The 20,882-nt window shown below is 68.8% G+C and carries 16 protein-coding genes; 12 read left to right on the forward strand and 4 right to left on the reverse strand.

Going from position 1 to position 20,882, the window contains the following annotated elements; translation table 11 throughout:
• The first annotated feature begins 2 nt into the window (after window positions 1–2).
• From OCT49_RS38170 to OCT49_RS38215, 10 genes are all read left to right on the forward strand, one after another.
• The gene (locus OCT49_RS38170) at window positions 3–2,591 is read left to right on the forward strand and encodes an ATP-binding protein (protein ID WP_283849819.1); all 2,589 of its coding nucleotides are present in this window, start codon (window positions 3–5) and stop codon (window positions 2,589–2,591) included.
• On the forward strand, window positions 2,588–5,188 hold the full coding sequence (locus OCT49_RS38175; RefSeq protein ID WP_283856784.1) for a hypothetical protein: 2,601 nt from the start codon (window positions 2,588–2,590) through the stop codon (window positions 5,186–5,188). Before OCT49_RS38170 ends, OCT49_RS38175 begins: the two co-directional genes overlap by 4 nt.
• 20 nt (window positions 5,189–5,208) lie before the next feature.
• Window positions 5,209–6,297 carry a C40 family peptidase gene (locus OCT49_RS38180; protein ID WP_283856785.1) on the forward strand — a complete coding sequence of 363 codons (1,089 nt, stop codon included), beginning with the start codon at window positions 5,209–5,211 and terminating at the stop codon, window positions 6,295–6,297.
• Between the two features lie 218 nt (window positions 6,298–6,515).
• A complete protein-coding gene (locus OCT49_RS38185; RefSeq protein WP_283856786.1) occupies window positions 6,516–7,382 on the forward strand; it encodes a TnsA-like heteromeric transposase endonuclease subunit in 867 nt (288 codons plus the stop codon).
• On the forward strand, window positions 7,264–9,318 hold the full coding sequence (locus OCT49_RS38190) for a TnsB C-terminal domain-containing protein (RefSeq protein ID WP_283849824.1): 2,055 nt from the start codon (window positions 7,264–7,266) through the stop codon (window positions 9,316–9,318). The genes OCT49_RS38185 and OCT49_RS38190 overlap by 119 nt, the downstream gene beginning before the upstream one ends.
• Complete coding sequence (locus OCT49_RS38195) at window positions 9,315–9,890, forward strand: AAA family ATPase (RefSeq protein ID WP_283849825.1); 576 nt, start codon at window positions 9,315–9,317, stop codon at window positions 9,888–9,890. Before OCT49_RS38190 ends, OCT49_RS38195 begins: the two co-directional genes overlap by 4 nt.
• 105 nt (window positions 9,891–9,995) lie before the next feature.
• Complete coding sequence (locus OCT49_RS38200; RefSeq protein ID WP_283856787.1) at window positions 9,996–10,784, forward strand: site-specific integrase; 789 nt, start codon at window positions 9,996–9,998, stop codon at window positions 10,782–10,784.
• Window positions 10,781–11,173: a tyrosine-type recombinase/integrase gene (locus OCT49_RS38205; RefSeq protein ID WP_283856788.1), complete on the forward strand. Its 393-nt coding sequence runs from the start codon at window positions 10,781–10,783 to the stop codon at window positions 11,171–11,173. The genes OCT49_RS38200 and OCT49_RS38205 overlap by 4 nt, the downstream gene beginning before the upstream one ends.
• Entirely contained in the window at window positions 11,170–13,791 is a 2,622-nt protein-coding gene (locus tag OCT49_RS38210) for a tyrosine-type recombinase/integrase (protein WP_283856042.1), read from the forward strand. The genes OCT49_RS38205 and OCT49_RS38210 overlap by 4 nt, the downstream gene beginning before the upstream one ends.
• Window positions 13,788–14,375 (forward strand): DUF6262 family protein, encoded by a 588-nt coding sequence (locus OCT49_RS38215; protein ID WP_283849829.1) that lies wholly within the window; start codon window positions 13,788–13,790, stop codon window positions 14,373–14,375. Before OCT49_RS38210 ends, OCT49_RS38215 begins: the two co-directional genes overlap by 4 nt.
• A gap of 85 nt (window positions 14,376–14,460) precedes the next feature.
• Here the strand turns inward: OCT49_RS38215 and OCT49_RS38220 are convergent, their stop codons facing one another.
• The 4 genes from OCT49_RS38220 to OCT49_RS38235 all read right to left on the reverse strand — a co-directional run bounded on the left by OCT49_RS38220 (window position 14,461) and on the right by OCT49_RS38235 (window position 16,860).
• Window positions 14,461–15,249, reverse strand: a complete 789-nt coding sequence (locus OCT49_RS38220) for an HNH endonuclease (RefSeq protein WP_283849830.1) — start codon at window positions 15,247–15,249, stop codon at window positions 14,461–14,463.
• Between the two features lie 53 nt (window positions 15,250–15,302).
• Complete coding sequence (locus OCT49_RS38225) at window positions 15,303–15,467, reverse strand: hypothetical protein (protein ID WP_283856789.1); 165 nt, start codon at window positions 15,465–15,467, stop codon at window positions 15,303–15,305.
• Window positions 15,468–15,553: 86 nt separating this feature from the next.
• A complete protein-coding gene (locus OCT49_RS38230) occupies window positions 15,554–15,799 on the reverse strand; it encodes an AAA family ATPase (protein ID WP_283856866.1) in 246 nt (81 codons plus the stop codon).
• A complete protein-coding gene (locus tag OCT49_RS38235; protein WP_283849831.1) occupies window positions 15,757–16,860 on the reverse strand; it encodes a hypothetical protein in 1,104 nt (367 codons plus the stop codon). Before OCT49_RS38235 ends, OCT49_RS38230 begins: the two co-directional genes overlap by 43 nt.
• Window positions 16,861–17,186: 326 nt before the next feature.
• Here OCT49_RS38235 and OCT49_RS38240 point away from each other — a divergent pair, with 326 nt between their 5' ends.
• Both OCT49_RS38240 and OCT49_RS38245 read left to right on the forward strand, forming a co-directional pair.
• On the forward strand, window positions 17,187–17,675 hold the full coding sequence (locus OCT49_RS38240) for a hypothetical protein (protein WP_283856790.1): 489 nt from the start codon (window positions 17,187–17,189) through the stop codon (window positions 17,673–17,675).
• Window positions 17,672–20,695, forward strand: a complete 3,024-nt coding sequence (locus OCT49_RS38245; protein ID WP_283856791.1) for a TniQ family protein — start codon at window positions 17,672–17,674, stop codon at window positions 20,693–20,695. The genes OCT49_RS38240 and OCT49_RS38245 overlap by 4 nt, the downstream gene beginning before the upstream one ends.
• The last annotated feature ends 187 nt before the right edge of the window (window positions 20,696–20,882 follow it).

Here is a 20,882-nt window from a genome sequence, read left to right on the forward strand (position 1 = left end):
TGATGCGGATGCCGATCCGGCATGTGGCCGGGAATGTGATGTGGACGGTGCACGGTCAGGTCTGGGCGGTCTACCGGGTGGCGGGGGCGGATGCCGCTCATGCCTCGCGGCGGGCGAAGGAGCAGCGGCTGGGGCAGCTGGAGGCGCTGGTCAAGGCGCTCAAGGGTGAGTCGATGCTGCTGAGTCTGTGCCCGGCCGTCGACCCGGCGAGTGTGGTCGCGAAGATGACCGAGGGGATCGATCTGGCGGGCTGTGGCCGGTACCGGCAGGCCATCGGTGTGCTGCGGGGGCAGTTGGAGCAGTTGGAGCTGACGGGGCGTACGGACTGGCTCGCAGTTCCGCTTGCGATGACGCGCGGGGAGTCGGTACGGGAGGTTTTCGCGGCGGCGCGTGCGGATGTTGCTCTGCAGCTGGGGCTGCTTCCGCGGCCGGTGTCGGCGCGCGAGGAGGACGAGCGCCTGGCCCAGGCGCAGCGGATGGCGTCGGTGTGGCCGCCGGGTATTGCTCTGCGTCCGGCGACGACGGCGGAGGTTTTGTGGATCTACGGGCACAGTGCCCGTCGTGGGGTGTTCGAGCCGGTGCTGCCGGAGGGTGCGGGGCCGGGGATGCGGGGCCGGGGGCGGGGTGCGGCGGCGCTCGGCCAGGTGGTGCTCGCCGAGGGCGGCAACCTGTTCGACGAACTCGACGGGCAGGGCCTGGGCGGTGGCGGGGCCGGTTCTGTCCGGGCGGGGAGGCAGAAGGCAGGGCGAGCGAATCCGTTCGCGCGGCGCTGGCTGGAGGTGACCACGGAGTGGGGGCCCTCGTATCAGGTGATGCTCGCGCTCTCCGAGATGCCCGAGGCGTTCGCGTTTCCCGGGTCGGAGTATCTGTCCTCCCTGGATGCGTTCTCGTTCCCGGTGGACTGGGTGGTGCGCCTGAGCGTCTCCTCCGGTACCGAGGCGGAGGCGAAGACGCGGCGTCAGGCGCGTGAGCTCGCCAACCAGTACAGCGAATACGACGGTGAGACCGCGGGTGTCCCGGCCAGCGTCGACAAGGCAGTGGGCGGGCTGGACGAGTACCGCGAGCGGCTGACCGCCTCGCAGACGGAGGTCGAGGTCCGTGCCATGACCGCCCTGTGCGTGTGGGGCGGCACCCCGGAGGAGGCCGAGCGGCGGGCCGGGGAGCTCGCCGGGCACTTCACCGGCAACGAGTACACCTTCACCCGGCCGCACGGTGAGCAGGAGAACCTCTGGTACGGGATGCTGCCTGGTACCCGCACTCCGCGGGTCATGGCCCAGTACGCGCAGTACCTGGTGGCGCGGGACTTCGCGATGGCCGGCCCTTTCACGGGCAGCGGGCTGGGGGATGCCTCGGGGCCGTTGTTCGGGCTGCAGCTGGCCGGCGGCGGGGTCAGGCCGGTGCTGACGGACTGGGCGCGCGGCCCGCGGGAGAACACCTCGGCGACCGCGGCGTTCATCGGGGAGCTCGGTGCGGGCAAGACGACCGCGATGAAGTCGGCCGTGTATTCCGTGCTCGCCGCGGGCCGGCGGCTGCGGGGCGGTACCCGGCGGGGCCGGGCCGTGATCGTGGACCGGACCCCGCGCCAGGAATGGCTCCGCTACGCGCAGGCGTGCCCCGGCGAGACCGAGTGCATCACCATCGACGACCAGGCGGCCGTTTCTCTCGATCCTTTGCGGCTGTTCGCCGGGCGGGAAGCGCAGCGGTTCACCGAGTCGTTCTTGACACTGCTGCTGGGGCTGGCTCCCATGAGCGATGAGGGCATCGCCCTGTCGGAGGCGGTCGAGGCGGTGCTGGCCGAGCCGCATCCCTCGATGCGGGTCCTGGTCGAGGAGCTCACCAACCGCGGCGCCTCGGGTGATACGCATTCGGCGATGGCTGCCCGCCGCCTGTCGGCGGTGAGGCGCAAGGACCTGGCTCGCGCGGTGTTCGACGAGTCGCTGCCCGTGGTCCGCGGCTCGTCGGCCGACACCCTGGTCTTCTCGGTGTCCTCGCTGGCGTTGCCCACCAAGAGCGAACTGCGCGGCGGGGAGCGGCTGGAGAAGATGGAGTTCGAGAAGATCTTCGGGCGTGCGGTGATGTACCTGATCGCCGCCCTGTCCCGGAAGGTCGCCTATGCGGACCTGGACGAGTTCGCGCTGGTGGTGTGGGACGAGTGCTGGTGGCTGACGTCCAGCCCGGAGGGCCTGGCGCTGGCGCTGGAGCTGGTCAAGGACGGGCGTAAGCACAATGCCGGTGCTCTCTTCGGCGGGCACGACGATGACGACATCGGCCCTGACGACGAGGGCGGGCAGATCCTGCGCGGGCTGATCCCCCGCAAGTTCGTCTTCCGGCAGACGGACCGCAATCTCGCCCGCCGTACCCTGCTCTTCCTCGGCTGCAACCCGGACGACGAGGACCTCCTCGCCCTGGTCATGACCGGGCTGTCGCCCAACAGCGCCGAGTTCGGTGACGAGGAACGGGCGGCGCGGGCCGGTGAATGTCTGCACCGCGACCTGACCGGCCGAATCGGTGCCATGCAGGTCACACTGCCCGCCGACGAGCAGGCTGTGGCCCACATCCATTCCCAGCCCATGCAGAGCGCAGCAGCATGACCAGGCGGGCTGCCGCATCGGCGGGGACACCGAGGGCGCGCGCCCGGGCCCGGGGCGTGGGGGTGCTGCAGGGGGTGAAGCGGTGGGCGCGCCCCGGGCGGTCCATGGCTGCGGGGCTGATGCTGCTGGTGCTGTCGTTCCTGGTGTCGCTGGTGCTGGCGGGCGTGTCGGCGAGCGCGGCCCCCACACCGACGCCGGCGCCTTCGCCTTCGGTGGGTCCGACGCTGCCCGGCCCGCAGAACCCGCTCGAGCCGAGCCCGCTCGTCCCCCAGCCGGGTACGTCGGGCCGGCCGGATGACTCCCCGCTGATCCGGGACGGGATCAAGGAGGCCGAGAAGGAGGAGAAGGCCGCCCGCGCCGAGTTCGACAAGCTGGTGGAGAAGTACAAGAAGGACCGGGCCGCGCAGGGCGGGGTGCTGTCCGCGTTCGAGGTGACCGACCGGGACGGGAATCCGGTCAGCTCGTACCGCATCTACTCCGACACCGGGGACTGGAACGACTGGGACCTGAGTGTGCAGGGGTTCCTCGTCGAGATGATGTTCATGGGGAACAAGTGGATCGTCAGCTTCGCCTGCTTCCTCTTGACCTGGAGCCTGGCGTTCTCCCTGGCCGGGCTGATGCTCAAGCCGGCGCTGCAGGTGTCGACGTCGCTGTACGGGAGCGTTGTCGTGCAGATGGGTCTGCCGGTGCTGTTCCTCACCTTCACGATGGTCGTCGCGTCGTGGCATCTGCTGTTCGGAAACCGGGTGCGCGGCTGGGGCGAGATGGCGGCTGCCCTGGTCATCTCCGCACTCGCGCTCGGTGCTCTCGCCTCTCCCCCGCAGCTCCTGCTCAGCAAGGACACCGGGGTGGTGGGCGTGGTGCGGGACCTGGCGGTCGAGACCGCCGCCCTGGTCCTGGACAAGGAAGCCATCGACACGGCCCGGCCGACCACTGAGAGCGGATGGGAGAAGAAGCCGTCCGGGTCGACCGTGGGTGCGCAGGTCCGGTCCTCGCCGAGCGCGCTGGCCCGCCCCATCACCGACGCCCTCGTGGACGCGTTCGTGGCCCGGCCGGCCATGCTCCTGTCCTACGGGCGGACCTTCGAGGGCAGGTGCGGGAAGAAGTTCCGCGATTCACGGGTCCAGCAGGCCGTGTTCGACCAGCTGGTCGACACCAAGATGGAGAAAGGCAAGTCCTTCCTCAAGGACCTGCCGGGCTTCGGGATCGCGCTGCCCGACAGCGTCAAGAACTGGATGGTCGACACCACCGTCGACGCCGCCACCTCCCAGATGCTGGAACAGGTCCACGCGTCCGGCCCCATCAAGGCGTTCGAGAAGGCCTGCGTCCAAAACGCCGGCACACTGAAGAAGGCGTCGATGGACAAGGTCGGCGGCGCGCTCTTCATGCTCCTGGCCGCGTTCCTCACCTGCATGTTCGTCATCGTCCTGGACGGTGCATTCCTCTTCGCCCAGCTACAGATCGCCATCGAGGCGATGATCGCAAAGGTGGCCCTCGCGGCGGGGATCCTGCCCGGCCCCGGCCGGGCCTGGCTGTGGGGCCGGGCCGCGGCCATCGCCCGCGGCCTCGCCCTGATGCTCGCCTCCATCGCCTCCATGTCCGTCTTCATCGTCGTCGTCAACGCCGTGCTGAACACACCGGAAAGCGACCTGCCGGGCGGTCTCACCGTCCGGTTCGTCCTTTTGGACTGCGTCTGCGTCGCCGCGTTCATCTACCGCAAGAAGCTCGCCCGCTCCACCCGCGGAGCGGTGGCACGCGCCCGTCACCGCCTCGGCAACTCGCCCCTGGGCGGATCCGTCTCCCCCGCCCCCGTCGACATGCCGAGGCGCGGCGGGCTCGGCAAGGGCCTGCTGCTCGGCGGGCTCATGCTCGGCGCGGCCGCCGCCACCGGGGGAACCGGTGCTGTGCTCGGCGGCGCCGGACGCATCGGCTCCACCCGGCTCGCCGGACGCATCGGCGGCTGGCTCGCTCACGGCGGGGGCCGTGCCGTGGCGGGGCTGACCCGGCTCACCGGCCGCACCATCGAGGCCGGGGCGAAAGGCACCGTGAAGGCCGGGGTGTTCGGCCTCAAAGCCACTGTCGGACTGCCGGTGTACGGGCCGCGCGCGGCCCGCAGGGTCGGCGCGGCTGCGACCGCTCTGCCCGCCCAGGCCGCAGGCCGGGTCAGCAGCGCCGTCCAGAACCTCCAGCAGAGCGCGCAGAGTTTCCACCGGAGCTACGTCCAGCCCGCCCAGCAGTTCGCCGGGGAGTACCGGCACAACGTGCGCTCCCTCGGCCGGATCGTCCGGGGCCGGCCCGGGCTCGGCCCCTACACCCCGCCCCGGGCCGCTGTTCCCGGTCCCCGGCGGGCACCGGCGCCCCGCCCCGCCCGGCCGGCTCCTGCACCCCAGCCGGCCCCCGCACCGCCCGTCCGGCGGCGCCCTGCGCCGCCGCGCGTCGCCCAACCGCCCTCCAGCGCGGCCCAGGCCATGCTCCAGCAGCGCCTGCACCGCATGCGCCAGCCGCGGAACACCGGGAGCAGCACCCCGCCTGCGCCCGTCCCCTCCGCCCCTGCGCGTCGTTCGCAGGCCGCGCCGCGCCTGGGAGGGCGCTCATGAGCGGCGCACGGAAAGTGGCCTTGGCCGTTTCCCCTGTACTGGTTTCGGCTGTGGGTGTCGTCGGCGTCCTGGTGCTGTTCATTGCCGCTGTCGCAAACGGGGCGGCCGGACACGAGAAGGAGGCCGCCGCCCCGCCGTCCGTGTCCGGGGCGGCCCCGGGGGCGGTGGCCGGCATCAGTCCGGTGATGCTGTCCGCCTACACCCGCGCCGCCGCGAACGTGCGCGCCCTGCGGCCGAAGTGCACGGGCATGCGGTGGTCCGTCATCGCTGGGATCGGCAAGGTCGAGTCCAACCACGCCTCCGGGCGCACCATCACAGTCGGCGGGGATGTCCGCCCGCGTATTCTCGGGGTCCGGCTCAACGGATCCGGGGCCGGGGGGAACACGAGCGTCTTCTCCGACACCGACCACGGCCGGCTCGACGGCGACACCGCGTACGACCGGGCAGTCGGCCCCATGCAGTTCCTGCCCTCCACCTGGAACGGCCCCAGCGGCCAGGACGGAAACGGTGACGGGGTGAAGGACCCGCACAACGCGTTCGACGCCGCGCTCGGAACCGCCGTCTACCTGTGCGGAACCGGGACCACCGACCTGTCCCGGACCGACCAGCTGCGCAAGGCGGTCTACCGCTACAACCGTTCCGAGGCGTACGTGGGCGACGTCACCGGCTACGTCGACGAGTACGACCACCTCCCCGCCGCCCAAGACAGCACGGCGGGGTCGGCGACCGGCCGGGCCGGCGCCGTCGTCGACGCCGCGCTGGCACAGCGCGGCACTCCCTACGTGTGGGGCGGCGGCAGTACCACGGGCCCCACCAAGGGCGGCTACGACTGCTCGGGCCTGATGCTCTACGCCTTCTACCAGGGCGCCCGGGTCACGCTTCCCCGCACCTCCCAGCAGATGCGGCACTCCGGTACCCGGGTCCCCCGCTCGCAGATCCGGCCCGGCGACCTCATCGTCATCAACAACGACGGAAACTGGGGACACGTCGGCCTCTACACCGGCAACAACACCATGGTCCACGCGCCCCGGCCCGGAAAGACCGTCGAGACCACCTCAACGTCCGGGTACTGGGAGCGGTACGACTGGGACGTACGCCGAGTGCTATGAAGTCGTGTAGATTCTCATTGGAGATGTCGTTGTCTCAGTGTTCTGTCATCAACTTGTCGTCCAGCAGCCCGAGTTACAGGACGGGCTCGACGTAAACGACGAACGTCATCTCGGTTCGAGAACCAGCCTTTCGCTTGGTTTTCCATGCCTTCCGTGCAGATTCCCGCTGGCCACGCGCCATCGTCCCGGTGTCGGTTCCGCCTACACAAGGGGTCGCTGTGGCACGCGCTTCGAGCCAGAAGAGCACGACAGAAGGTGAGACGGTCTCGGTCCGCTACCGGCAAGCGGATGGCCAGTTCGTTGAAGCGGTCCTGGACCGCCTCATCGTTCCCGAGGTGACCGGCGGCCTGCCGGTACGGGATTTCCGCTGGTACAAGGGCCGTCGTCATTACTCGGGCTGGTACCACGCCGCCACAGTGGGGCGGCTGGTGGCCTACGAGAGCCGGTTGGAGCTGGCTCGGATTCTGCTGGCCGATTTCGACCGCGGTGTCGTGGAGATCGCCTCCCAGCCCTTCCAGCTGGCCGGTCGTGACGGTGACCGGCTTCGGCGGCACATCCCTGACCTGCTGCTTGTCCACTCTGACGGTCTGGTGACCGTCGTCGATGTCAAAGCCCCCTCACGCATGAAGGACCCGAAAGTGACTGCACAGTTCGCCTGGACGAAGCGCATCTGCGCTCGTCGCGGCTGGTCCTACGAGACCTGGTCGGGCGGCGATCGGGCCGTGGTGGAGAACGTACGGTTCCTCGCGGGCTACCGGCGCCCTCAGCTGCTGGAGATGGACCGGGCGCCGGCAGTGCTCGCGGCGGCCCGGGGCCAGTCGACCATCGGCGGCATCGAGGCGGCCCTGGCCGCTCGGTTTCCGGCACATGCGGTCCGTCCGCTGGTGCTGCACCTGATCTGGTCGGGAGCCCTGGTCGCGGACCTGCGGCGCCCCTGGCGGCGGCCACCTCGATCGAGGTGGCGTCATGACCGGCCGGGCAGTGACCGTCTTCCCGGGGGTGCGGCTGCTCTACTGCGGCGACGTGGCCGAGGTTGTCGAGCTGGAAGGACTCACGGCCACGCTGCGCAACGAGCGGACGGGTGAGTTCAGCACACTGCCGCTCGGGCGGTTGGCGGCCGACGCCCGGTCCCTGGGGGCGGGGAGTGAGCCGGAGACGCAGGATGGGTCTGTCCTGCTGGCGAACCTGTCCCCGGCCCGGCGGGCGAGGCTGCATGAGAGGGCTCGGCATGTCCGGGAGGTGCTGACCGGCTTCCGAGCCGGGCACCCGGACGGCGCCGCGGCCGACGAGCCGCGCCCGCAGTTCCAGCCGGATCTGCCGCTCGGGGACCGCACCGCGGCCAAGGCGACGGAGCTGAAGGTCTCACCTCGGACGATCGACCGGTGGGTGGCTGCCTACCGTGAAGCAGGCGAGGCCGGGCTGGTGGACGCCCGAGCCGTCAAGGGCCGGGGTTCGCGGGTGGATCCGCGCTGGGAGGAGGCCCTGCGCTGGGTGCTGGCCGAGTTGGTGAACGCCTCTACCCCCACCCGGTCCGCGGTGCTGCGCCGCACCGAAGATCGACTGGAAGAGGAGTTCGGGGCCGGGACGGTGCCTCTTCCCTCGCGCGCTACGGCCTACCGGCGCCTGGCGGAGCTGACGAAGGGCACGAGCGCGGTGTCCGGCAGTGCCAAGTCCCGCCGCTCGATCGCGGACCGGCCCCGCGGCGCCTACGGTCGGCTGCGGGCGACGCGGCCGGGTGAGTACGTGGTGCTCGACACGCAGGACCTGGACATCTACGCGATGGAGCCGGTCACCTGCCGCTGGGTTCCCGTCCAGCTCACTGTCGCCCAGGACCTGTTCTCCCGCTGCATCGTGGGCCTGCGGGTGACAGCGTGCTCCACCAAGGCGGTCGACGTCGCCGGGGTGCTGTTCGAAGCCGTCTGCCCGCCCATGGACACTGCGGACCGCCCCGAGCTCGCTCCCTATCACGGGCTGTGGGACCACGTGGTGTTCACCGAGGAGGACGCGGTTCCCGGGCGGGGGCTGTGTCCGCCGGAGACGCTGGTCGTCGACCACGGCAAGGCATTCATGTCGGCCCACGTGATCAGTGTCTGCACCCGGCTGGGCATGTCGATCCAGCCTGCCCAGCCGAAGAAGCCCACCGACAAGCCAACCGTCGAGCGCTTCTTCCGAACGCTGCGGGAGGGGCTGATCCAGCATCTGCCCGCCTACAAGGGCCCGGACATCCACAGCCGCGGGGAGAGGATCGAGGACCAGGCGTTCTTCTACCTCCACGAGGTCGAGGAGATCGTCCGCGAGTGGATCAGCGAGGTGTTCCACCGCCGCGCCCATGAGGGACTCACCGTCCCGCACTGGCCCCACCTGCAGTTGTCCCCGCTGGAGATGCTCCGCGTCGGAGTGCACCGGGCCGGACGGCTGCGGATGCCCGCCACCGCCGAGCTGGCCTTCGAGTTCCTGCAGGTCAGGCCGCGCACCATTCAGCACTACGGCGTCGATGTCGACGGGCTGCGTTACAACGGGCCCGCGCTGGACGGGCTGCGCGGGACGACGAGCCCCTACGGCGGGCGTCTGGCCGGGCGGTGGCCGATCCGCGTCAACCCCGACGACGTGCGGTTCGTCTACTTCCAGGACCCCGACGACGGCTCCTGGCATGCCCTGGAATGGGAACACGCTCCCGCGCTGAACATGGCCTTCAGCACCGAGGCCGCCGCCTACGCCCGGCGGCTGGCCGCCCGCACCGGACGGCACATCGATGCCTCGAAGGCTCTGGGAGATCTGCTGGCCCGCTGGGACCAGGGGCTGGTCACCGACCGCCGCGAGCGTCGCATGGCGGTGCGGCTGTCGGCCGAGCGGGCCGCGCTGTCCCTGCCCACCCTGCCGGACCAGGCCACGGCCACGAGCCGGCCGGAGCTGACGGTGGTGCCAGATCCTCCCCTCGGCGACAGCGACGACGAGGACGAGCTCTTCGATGCCCCGCAGGGCGAGGACTACTACGCCGATGCCTTCGAGGTGATCGAATGAGGCAGCCGCATCTGTTCAGCCTCTCCCGCAAGGAGGGCTGGCGCCGCTTCGTCGACGAGCCGGCCCGGCAGCGCCCCGCGACCCTCACCCGGCGCCAGCTGGCGGCCCTGGGCGAGGAGGCGGCCGAGGACTACAACGACGCCCGGCACGACTGGCATGCCAACTTCGGCATCGTGCAGACACCCCAGCTGGCCTCCGTCCACGATGCGTTGGACGAGATCGTCGCGTCCAACCGGCAAGACGGCGACCGCATCCGTTCCGCGGCCGTCATCGACGCCCTGCCGGGTCTGGGCAAGACCACCATCGCCAACCTCTTCGGCCGCACCTTCGACCGCCAGCAGATGCGCCGCCTGGGCCAGGTCACCGACGCCGGGCACGAGCGCATCCCCGTCTTCCGTGTCGGGCTGACCTCCAACACCACACTGCGGACCCTGAACCGGATGATCTGCGAGTTCTACGGCCACCCGGCCGCCGACCGCGCCAATGCCGCCACCTTGGCCAGTCACGCGCTCGACTGCGTTCTATCCTGCGAGTCCCAGCTGGGGATCATCGACTTTACCGACCGCCCGTAGTCCTGCCCGTGATGTCCGTCTGGGACTGTGACCAGCACGTCCTGGGCTTGTTTACCGACCGGGTCCGGGACGTCTGTCATGTTCTGGAGTCGGTACGGAGGACAAGTGGTACGGCACGTTGTGGTGGGGGACCTGAGGGTCCAGCGGATCGAGCGGAAGGACGGGCAGCGGTCATGGACGATCGTCTGGCCCGAGGGAACACTGCACGCGGAGGCGGACCGGTTCCTGCGTGAGCACGAGGGCTCGGGCACGCAGAGGACGTACGCGTACTACCTGGTGGACCACCTGCGGTGGCTGGAGCGCGAGTGCCTGGCCTTCGACACGGTCCAACTGCGTGACCTGGAACGGTATATGGGGATCGTCGGCGCCGAGGTCCGCATACCGCTCGGGGAACCGTGGCGGGTGGGCAAGCGCCCCTACGGCCGCTCGGCGCTGTCGACCGCGGCGGCCTGCTTGAAGGGCTTCTACCTGCAGCAGGCTTCTCGCGGCATCAACGGCGAACTCGGCAAGAAGCTCGACAAGTCCCGTCTGCCGACGCGGGCCGACAAGCGCCGCTCGTTCCTCGGGCACGTGAAGAACAAGCTGCCGACCAACCCACTGGCACCGAAGGGGCCGCACCGCCGGCACCCGAAGATGCTGCCGGAAAAGGCCAGGGAGAGGCTGCTGGGGACAGTGAACGCCGCCCGGGACCGGCTGGTTATCGACTGGCTCGCCGACGGCGGACTTCGGATCGGCGAACTCTGCGGGCTGCACCTGGTCGACCTGCACCTGCGCGAGAACGCGGCCTGCGGCGAGTGCCGCACCCGCACCTGCACGTCTGCCACCGGCCCGGCAACCCGAACCGGGCCGAGGCCAAGACCAAACATCCCTGGCGGGTCGAGCGCGGGACGGTGACCGGCGGGCTGATCAAGCGGGTCAGCCCGGCGATGGTGCACTCCTACTTCGAGTACATGACGACCGAGTACCCGCGGGGCGCCGGGCACGGCATGCTCCTGGTCCAGCTGCACGGCGCCGATAGCGGCCAGCCGTGGGCTCCGGTCGGCGCCCGCCGGATGCTCGGCCGGGCCGGGAAACGCGCCGGGTTGGGGCTGGTGAAACCCCATGCCTTCCGGCACACCTTCACCTCGGCGGTTCTCGATGCCGCGGACGGCAACACCCTGATCGCCCGGGACGCCGGCGGCTGGGCGTCGGCCGCGATGGTCGATGAGGTCTACGGGCACGTCGATGTCCACGACCCGGTCTTCGATGCCGCGCTTCGCACGGTCTGGGGTGAGACGAAGTGACCGCGAACTCGCTGCTGCCCCTCTACACCGAACGTTCCGACCGCGAGGGCCGTGACAGGCTGGAGATCCTCACCGCGCTGATCAGTGCCCCCTTTTTCGACCCGATCTTCCGTGGAGTACTCGTCCGGGTTCCCCAAGACCACTCCGTCTACCAGTGGGGATGCGTCGTCGGCGCCTGCGAACGCGTCCGCTCCGGAGGGACGGACCTGTGCTCCAACCATCTCCGGCAGTGGGGAAAGGCGCGGGAATCGGGCACGACCCGGGCGGAGTTCCTCACTGCGGCACAGCCGCTGTCCCGGGCCGAGTTCGAGCGCGAGGGCCCGTGCTCGATCTGCCCCGATCGGCCGGCGGAGCCGCGAACCGACCTGCGGTTGTGCCGCGCCCACTACAGCTCCTGGAAGTACTACGTCGCCCCGCGCGATTCCGGGGCGGACTTTGAGCAGTGGGCTGCTGAACAGGAGCCCCGCGGGGGTTACGGCAACTGCAAGGTCACGGTCTGCCCCGGGCTGGCGGAGTCGCCGCTGGGTTTGTGCAGCTGGCACTGGCACCGTTACAAGCGCGACCGCCGCCCCGGCGGGGCGGCCCTTCCGGCCAGCTGGTGGCAGCGATACGAGAGCCAGGGACGCTCCGTCCCCGTCTCCTGCACGGACGAGAACGCCTTCCGCACCTGGTGCGCGAGGGTCGATCCGGCCCCGAGGCCGGGACTGGTCAACCTGCGCGGTCTGCGGCCGCTGCTGCGAGCCGAGATCCAGTACACCCTGTTCGCCCACACCCAGCAGGACCGGCACAGCATCTGGCGCCTGGACTGGATCCAGAAGCTCGTCAACCTCGCGCGAGAGCGCGACGCCGGCTCGCTGACCGACCTGGACTTGGACGACTTCCCGCGGTTTCACACCTCGATTGTGAAGAAGATGCTCCACTACCTGCGGCTGGTCTACTTCACCCCCGAGCAGACGCGGGACGCCGGGTTCCTCGAGACCGACCACTTCGGCATCCGCTTCCCTCACCGGGCCAGCCACATCGACCTGACCCGCATCACCCAGCGCTGGCTGCGTGACCTGCTCTGGGACTACACCGCCGAGCTCATCCGCTCGCCCCACCGCCCACGCACCGCAGTGCCCATCGACGGCATCCGCCGGGCCTGCACCGAGCTGAGCGCGTTCATAGAGGTCGACGCCCCCGGCGGCGGCCACGACCCGAGCGCCTTGCGGGTGGAGCACATGCACCGGTTCATCGCCGATCAGCGCCATCGTGAACGCCACGGGCTGCCCTCGCTGGTGATGAAGGGGCTCTACGGAAAGCCGTCGACGGTCACCTCCGTCACCCGCACCGACGTGTTCAACGGCGTCCGCAAGCTGCTGCGGAACGCGATGGAGAACGGCGCCGCCGAACGGCTCGGCCTGGACCGCGAGTTCATCATCGCCATGCCATTCGCCGGCGGCGAGCCGCTGCGAGCCCGGCGTCCGTTTCCCGACGAGGTCGCCCGAGCCCTGGCCGACGAGGCCAACCTCGCCCAGCTCACAGAGCAGTACGACCCCGATGACCAGGGGATGCGGGACGTCTGGGAGACCATCGTGCTGACCGGCCGCCGCGTGAACGAGGTCCTCAAGCTGCGCTGGAACTGCATCGGCCGCTACGGCGGCCTGCCGATGTTCTGGCACGACCAGACCAAGGTCGGCAACTACGACACCGCAATCCGTATCCCCGACCGGCTCTACGACCTCCTCGCCGAACGGCAGCGCAAGACACTGGACCGGTTCGTCGCCCGGCACGGACGCCGCCCGACCGGCACCGAACGCGCTCAGCTTGCCCTGTTCACCAGCAAGGTCCGCAACCCCGACGGCGCTACCGCTCTGTCCTACCAGTGGTTCCACCGAAGGTTCCGGGAGTGGGCCACCGAGCTCGACCTCGGCCAGCTCGTCCCCCATCAGGCTCGCCACACTCTGGCCACCAGCCTGCTTCGGGCCGGGGCGAGCCTCACCCACATCCGCCGCTATCTCGGCCAGGTCTCGGACCGGATGGCCGAGCACTACGTCCACCTGACCAGCGAAGACCTGGAGAACGTCCTCCAGCACGTCTGGGTCACCGGCCCCGGCACCGCCCAACCCGGCGAACTCCTCGCCGGAGAGACCACCCCACTCACCCGAGAGCAGGCCCAGGCCCTCGCCATCGACCTCTCACGCCGCAGCACCCCCTCCGAGGGCGGGTTCTGCACCTTCCAGCCCGTCGTCGACGGCGGCGCCTGCCCCTGGAACCTCGACTGCCACAACTGCGACAAGTTCGTCCTCTCCGGCGCCGACCTCCTCTACTGGCGGCGCAAACGCGAACAGTGGCGGCTGCTGGCCGAAGGCGCCCCGGACGACGCGATCGCCGACTATCTCCACCGCTACTTCGAGCCCACAGCCCGCGCCATCGACGGCCTGGAGAAGGCCCTGGTCGGCCTCGGCCTCCTCGGCGACGCCCTCGCCCTTGACCTGCGCAAACCCCAGGACTACTTCCACCGCGTGTGGTCCACGGCCTTCCGCGCCGCCGACCTCGCCGACGCGGGCGACGACGAGCAGAGCGAGTACAGCGATACGTGCACAACCGACAACGACCCCGAGCAGGACATCGCATGAAGACCTCTGCCGTTCCAGAACCCCGCACGGCCGCCGCCCTGGCCGCCCGCCGCCACAAGACCGAGACCGCCCTGAAGCGGGTCCGTGAAGCCATCATCCGGCTCCGGCGTGAGAAGGCCCAGGTCAGCGTGACCGCCGTCGCCCGTCGAGCGGACGTCTCCCGCACCTTCCTCTACGACAATCCCGAGGCCAGAGCCGTCATCGCCTCCGCGATGGCCGAGGCTGGAGAGCGCCGGACCCAGTTGCTCGCCGACCAGGGCGAGGAACGTGAGGCGACCTGGCGTGAACGCGCTCTGAATGCCGAAGACGCCCTCAAGACCGCTCACAGCGAGATCCTCGCCCAGCGGAATCGCATCGGTGAACTCATCGGCCAGGTGCGGGACTTGGAGGCCGAATGGGCCGAGGAGGCCGTCCAGCGGATCACTACCGAGAACACCACCCTCAAACAGCGAGTCCGTCAGCTCACGGCCGACAACCGCAGCCTTGACGAGCGGCTCAAGGCGGCCCGCTCCAACCTCCGCTTCCAGGACCGCCGCGTCGCTGACCTCGAAGCCCGGATCGTTGACCCAGCGTCAGGCATCTGACCTCGCCTTCGCTCTTCCGGCCTCATGGCCCGTTCTCCGTCCGGTGGACGGGCCATGTCGGCGTACACGTGAAAGTGGCCTGCAGTCACTCCAGGAATCCTCCGTTACAGAAGGCACCATCCGCTGCGAGGGTCCGGTAGGTCACGCCTTCCCACCCGTTGGGTTGGACAGCGAGTCGAGTGGCGGCTTCGGCCGCGAGGTATTCGTGCACGAGCTCCTTGCCGCCAGCCTTGAACTGTCCTTCGAGGGTGTGTTGGATGTTCCTCAGGGTCCGGTTGGCCTGCACTGCGTAGGTCTTCGCCAACCCGAACATAGTGAAGTGGTGCGTGGCCCGGGCTATGAGGCCCTGCCCCCATGTTGGTGGCGGGGTCACGAAGAACTCCAGCCGCACGGGGGCGTCGTGAATGACTTTGGCCTGCAGCCAGGTCACGTCGTCGATACGGTCGAGATACGGGTGTAAAGGTGTGGTCTCAACCGTGGTCGGCTTTTGATCGCCTTTGATGTGGTTGCAGTCGCTGCAGGCTGGCACCAGATTGAGTGGGGCCACGCAAAGAGCGGGGAAGGACATCTTAGGCAGGACGTGGTCGAGCTGACGGACGGTTCCGTGCCCGCACAGGGGGCACCTCTCGTCGACGGGGGCGCCCATGAGCTTGTCATAGATTAGGCGGCCCTTTTTGGTTCCCCGCATCCCGTTCTCGTACGCCCAGGTCACGGCGGCCTTGTCGTCGATGCCTGGAACCTTGAACTCGGCGGCTTCCAGGGCGTGCAACGTCTGGCTGTGGGCTGCTTCCCGGAAGCGCTCTCCTGCAGCTTCGACGGCTTCGGCCGCGGCTGTCAACTTCTCTTGCCGACTGGTGTCCCGGGTGCTGCTCACACATGCGTCGTAGCTCTCGCGGGCTGTCTCGGCGGGGGGCTCCAGCGGCCACATCAGCGGCTCTCTCCTGCGGCCTTGTCTGCGAGGAGGATCCGCACCAGCCCCTTGGCCTCGCCGCCCAGCTGGCCGCCGAAGTGGGCAAGGACTTCTTCGTAGGTGCCATGGGCCCTGACCGCCCTTTTGACTTCCGCGTAGAAGCCGGACTCCTTCACCTCCAAGCCGAAGATCTCGTGTGTGAGGACACCGACGTTCTCACCGAAAGTCTCGATGGTGGGCCGCTCGGCCTGACGGTTGCCCCAACGGCTCAGTTTCCAGATGCAGGAGCGGGGACCTCTTGGAGGACGACAGGGGAGTGGGTGGCGATGACCGCGACTGCGTTGCGGTCATCCATCAGGTACGACAACGTCCTGATGAAGGAAGATAGGAGCGGTGGGTGCAGGTGGGCCTCGGGTTCGTCTAGGAGCACCAGGGACTGCTCGGCCACGAGCGTGGCCAGCTTCGTGATGGTCAGCAGCACGATCGAGTGGCCTGAACTGAGTTGGCCAAAGATCCTTCGGGCTGCCTCTTGATCGCTCTCCGTGAATGTCTGTGGCGACTGCTCACGGAGGCGTCGAGCGAAGTCATGGACGGGGAGGCGGCGAAATGCGGGTCACTGCTCAGAATGCGCAGGGCATGGACCCACCGTCCGAGCCGTCCGGCCGCCCAAACCTCTTTGAGGCAACTGGCGAACTCCGAGCCCAGTTGTTCATGTGATTTGGGCTCGCCGAGGTTGTTCCCAGCGCTAGCGAGCCCCACGTACGCGTACGTGGTCGCTGCGTGGTCGGGGTCGCCAACCACACTGACGAAGGGGTCGAAGGCACTGAAGGTGACGGAGACGACGTTGACGAAGGGTTCACCGTCCTCCGCGGTGGGGGTGGGGAGGTGTTCGATTCGGCCGGCATTGACGTCGGCGCGGTCAGGGTGGACGGCCGCTTGGGCCATGTTGCGCAGCAGGGTGGTTTTGCCGACTCCGTTGCGTCCGATCAGGACGTGAATGTTGCTGGACGGGGTGGTGCGGGGGGTGACCACGAAGCTGAGTGGCGGGGGCGGCGGGACGTCGCTGTCTGGCGCGGGAACGAGGTAGTTGAAGCGGTACTCGGTGAGCCGGGAACCACCGCTGGCGATGCGCTTGAACTGGGCCATGACCGTACGCTTCTCGACGCTGCGCAGCAGCGAGAGGGCCGTCACGTCGTATTGGAGGGCGAAGTCCAGACGCTTTGATGAGAGAGCGATATCACCCAGTCCGATGAGGATCTCCAAGCGTACCTGGGTGCCGAGTTTCCTGATGCTGTCGTAGTACAGGTCGTCTTGGCCCAGGGAGAACAACTCGGGCCTGCGGAGGGAGTCAAGGTGCTCGAACTGCCCTACGGGGAGGGGACTGGGCCCCGGTTCCTGGGCGCCGAGGGCGATCTTGACGCGGCCCAGGCGCTGGATCTGTCTGTTTTCGTCCCGAAACCAGAGGTCGTAGCTGGTCTGGTAGCCGTGGTCGTCCCCGGCAACTGGGACGAGGATGGCTTCTTGGGGGCCTTCGTCCGACGGGGACTGTCGATCGGCTTGGACCACGAATCGCACAGGGTCTCCTGGGAGCCACTCAGGGGCGCCGAGCCTTGACGAAGCGGATGCGGCGCCGGGACTCGTGAACGGTATCTGGTCCTGGGGCCTGGTAGCGGCGTGTATTCAACTGCCGTGAGTTGAGCCCGTTCATCAATACTCGGCTGAACTTCGGGGAGTACGCGGACAGCCGTCTCACGAGACCACACAGACGAACGACAGCAACTCTCCATCACGGACATGTAGTCTATGAATCGTCGCAGTTCAGAGCCGGTTTCCGAGCTCCTGCGGTCGGTAAAGTCGACGACATCCACTTCATCGACCTGGACCGCCGCGACGGCCTGGCCGTGTCCAACCACCTCAAGTGGCTCGCCAACGAACTGCCCGTCACCTTCATCTACGTCGGCGTCGGACTGGCCGAACGGCGCTTCTTTGCTGACGGGTTGAGCGGCAAGAACGTCGCGCTCGCGCAGACCGCCCGGCGCTGGACCCGCCTCGGTGTCGACCCGTTCCGCCTCGACACCGACCAGGGAAGGCGCCACTGGCGGAGCCTGCTCAAGGCCACCGAGCGTCAACTCGTCCTGGCCGAGCACCGGCCCGGGATGCTCGGACGCAACGCGAACTATCTTTTCGAACGCACCAGCGGGCACATTGGGTCGTACTTCACGCTGCTCATGCGGGGCTGCTACCGCGCGATCCGCACCGGCACCGAGGCCCTGACCCGGGATCTACTCGACGGGGTTCGTCTCGATGAAGCCTCCGAACAGGCCCGCCAGCAGCTGGCCGCCGCGATCGCCCAGCAGGACCGGGCCTCGCGCACGGAGGTGGCGTCATGACGGCGCCGCGAGTACTTCCTCTGCGGGTCACCCCGCTGCCCGGGGAGAGCCTGGACAGCTGGCTGGAGGCCCTCGGCCGCCGCAGCGGCCTGCCCTTGGCCGCGCTGCTGACCATCCTGGGCCTGCCGCGGGTGTTCACCACGCGGCTGCTGGTCACCAGCCTGGAGCCGCACGTCCTGCGGAACCTGGAGCACCTCACCGGTCTGCCCGAGCGTCGCCTTGATGCGATGGTCTTCGGCCCCGGTATGCCTTGGGGCCCGCAGCGCCAACCCCGTTGCCGGTTCTGTCCGCAGTGTCTGGCCGAACGCGAGGGCCGTTGGCTGCTGCGCTGGTGGCTGCCCTGGGTGTTCGCCTGCACCACCCACCAAGTGCTGCTGCACGACCTCTGCCCGCGCTGCCAGAGCGCTCCGCGACGCCACCTGCCCCGCCAGAACCACCGTCAGCCCCCGGCCACTTGCCTGCGCAAGCCACTGAGCGAACCCGCCTGCGGCACCGACCTGACCACCGCCCCCGCCTTGGCACTCCCGGCCAGCCATGAGCTGCTCGAAACTCAGCGCTGGATCGACAGCCTGCTGAACCAGACCGATCTGTCCGAGGCCCACACGGTGTTCTCCGATCTCGACGCCTGCACGGGATGGCTGCAGCGCGCGGTCCAGGCCGCGGATCTCAAGCCGCTGGGCGACCTCGTGGTCGACGGCTGGGCCGAACAGCCACAGCCGTCCCGCCAGAGCCGACTCATGGCACTGTCCCCGACGGTCCGCGGCGTCATCGCCCACACCGCACGCCCCATCCTGGCGGGCACGGACACCGAAGCGATCGACGCCATCCGCGAGCTGCGGCAGCGAGAAGACCCCACAGGATCACCCACCCCTCACGGCATGGACTTCCACCCCTGGCGTCGGCTCTCCACGGCAGCTCACCGGCGGTTCCTGCAGGCCGCCGACCCCCAGATGCGCGTCCTGGACCGGCTCCGTCTGCGGTCGGCCACGCCCCGCGCCGGCTACCCCTCGGCCGAGGCGACCCAGTCAACGGACCGCATCCGACACGTTCCCCAAGTGCTCTGGCCCGCCTGGACGGTCCGCCTCATGCCGCACGAGGGCACGGCCGAGGACTACTTCCGGGCCATGGCCTGCGCACTCCTGCTGCTGCCCGGCGAACCACAGCGCACGCCTCGGGAGATCACCGACCGGCTGCACCCATACTTGTCGGACTCCATGGCCTTCGTACTGCGGCAGATCACCCACGCCCATCCCGACGTGATGGTCGCGCTCTGCCGCCTCGCCGATCACCTTGACGAACACGGCAGCACCATCGACTACCAGCGCCGCCGCGACCTCATCCCTGATGAGCCGATCAGCTACGAGGAATGGAAGCAGTTGTGCTTCGCCACCGGCACGCAGCCAGGCGAATCGCTGCACCGCGCCACGCAGACCCCGCGCTTCGTCCAGGTCCAGCGCTACCTCCACCAGATGCTGACCGGATCCGACCTCACCTACCCCGCACACCCTCTGGCCTGGCAGAACGCCAGGGACCGCAGCCGCTTCCTCGCTTTCCTGCCCACCCTCACCCTGGATCAACGCCATGCCCTGCACAGCCACGCACGCAACCTCCTCGAACAACTGGGCATCGACGAGCCCTTGACCTGGGAGCCGCCCGAAGAGTGCGCCGCTGGTCTGTCGCTGCCCGGCCGTCCGCTCCGCGACATCGATCTGGACGTTCTCAAGCACATCGTGCTCATCGAGCAGCGCGCTCCCAGCGAAGCCGCCAGGGAACTGAGCACCACCATCACCCATGTCCGGTTCGCGCTCGAACATCTCGGAGCAGAGCCCCAGGAGTGGACCAGCCGGCATTCGCCCCTGGCCGCCTGGCGACTGCGCGAGCGAGCACGCACGGTCCTCACCCCCGAGTTCCTTGAGCGTGAGTACACCCAGCGAGAGAAGACCCTCACCCAGATCGCCCAGGAGACCGATCTGCCCCGGCACATCGTGGTCGAACAGGCAAACGCCATCGGCCTGACGATCTACCGCTCCCGGCGCCCCCACCCCATCGATGAGGACTGGCTACGCGAGCAATACCTCACCCACAAACGCTCCACCTATGACATCGCACAAGCCATCGGAACCGAAGACGAAACCATTCGCCGCCGCCTCCAGCGACTCGGCATTCCCCTGCGCCCGCGAGGCGTTCACAGCCGGACCGTCATGACCGCGAAGCTCGCCCCCTCCATCCCCCTAGACGTCCGCGCGGCTGTCGAAGGCACCCTGCACGGCTGGCTCCGGCTCCACCGCTTCCAGATCGCCATGGCCTTCCCGAACCTGACCACCGCCGGCACCTACCTCGGTGCCATGCAGACCGCTCTCACCACACAGTTCCAACGACTCGAAAACGACATCGGCCACGTCCTCTATCAGCGATCCGTCCAGACCACGCCCCAACACCCCACCACACACGGCCAGTCACTGCTGCGACACCTCGACCAACCCGACATCCGAAAGCTCATGCACAACGCCCTTACTCCCAACGAGATCCACCCTCTACCCGACGAAACCGTGCTCGCTGAAGCAACAGCAACCTTCCGGCAGCGGCGCCCGCCCGGCCCGCTGAAGCCCTTCGACAGCATCGGCGTCCAGCGCATCCGCGTCCGCCAGGAAACCCTCACGCTGCTGCACCACCTCCTCCACCACGCCGACAAGGAGTTCTACGGGGCCCAGGTCCACGCTCGAACGGGCCTGGCGCAAGGGTCCGTCTCAGACCAGCTCCGGCGACTCCGACAAGCCGGTTGGCTGACCAGCCGCCCCGAAGACGACAACAGCTGGATGCGCCGAGCGACACCAGGGCGCGGCCCCGGACGTCGCATCACCTACTACTCGCTCACTCCCGAGGGCCGCCGCGCCGCAGCCCACGAACTCCACACCCGGGGCATCCCCGCCTCAAGGAATTCGACAGAACGGTGGGACGAAACCGTCGACAAAACGTCGAGACAACCCACCAACGCCGCAGGTCAGAAGAACTCCGACTGACAGAAGCAGTCGGAACCTACAAGTCGTTGCAGGGCTGCTTCAGCTCTGTCGGATTCTCTTCGCTCTGTCGTCAACCTGCCGTCTACGACAGATCGAGGGAAAAGCAATGGAATGCGACGAACAGGGTGTCGAATCTCCAAGGAGTTGTATCCATGCGGTCTTGTGGCGCTCCGCTGATGATTCTGTA

This window comes from Streptomyces sp. ML-6, assembly GCF_030116705.1.
GTDB lineage: Bacteria > Actinomycetota > Actinomycetes > Streptomycetales > Streptomycetaceae > Streptomyces.

Bases quoted from the DNA above. Each gene is read 5' to 3' on its own strand.
- OCT49_RS38245 (WP_283856791.1), top strand. From the start codon at position 17,672: ATGACGGCGCCGCGAGTACTTCCTCTGCGGGTCACCCCGCTGCCCGGG.
- OCT49_RS38215 (WP_283849829.1), top strand. From the start codon at position 13,788: ATGAAGACCTCTGCCGTTCCAGAACCCCGCACGGCCGCCGCCCTGGCC.
- OCT49_RS38175 (WP_283856784.1), top strand. From the start codon at position 2,588: ATGACCAGGCGGGCTGCCGCATCGGCGGGGACACCGAGGGCGCGCGCC.
- OCT49_RS38170 (WP_283849819.1), top strand. From the start codon at position 3: ATGCGGATGCCGATCCGGCATGTGGCCGGGAATGTGATGTGGACGGTG.
- OCT49_RS38195 (WP_283849825.1), top strand. From the start codon at position 9,315: ATGAGGCAGCCGCATCTGTTCAGCCTCTCCCGCAAGGAGGGCTGGCGC.
- OCT49_RS38190 (WP_283849824.1), top strand. From the start codon at position 7,264: ATGACCGGCCGGGCAGTGACCGTCTTCCCGGGGGTGCGGCTGCTCTAC.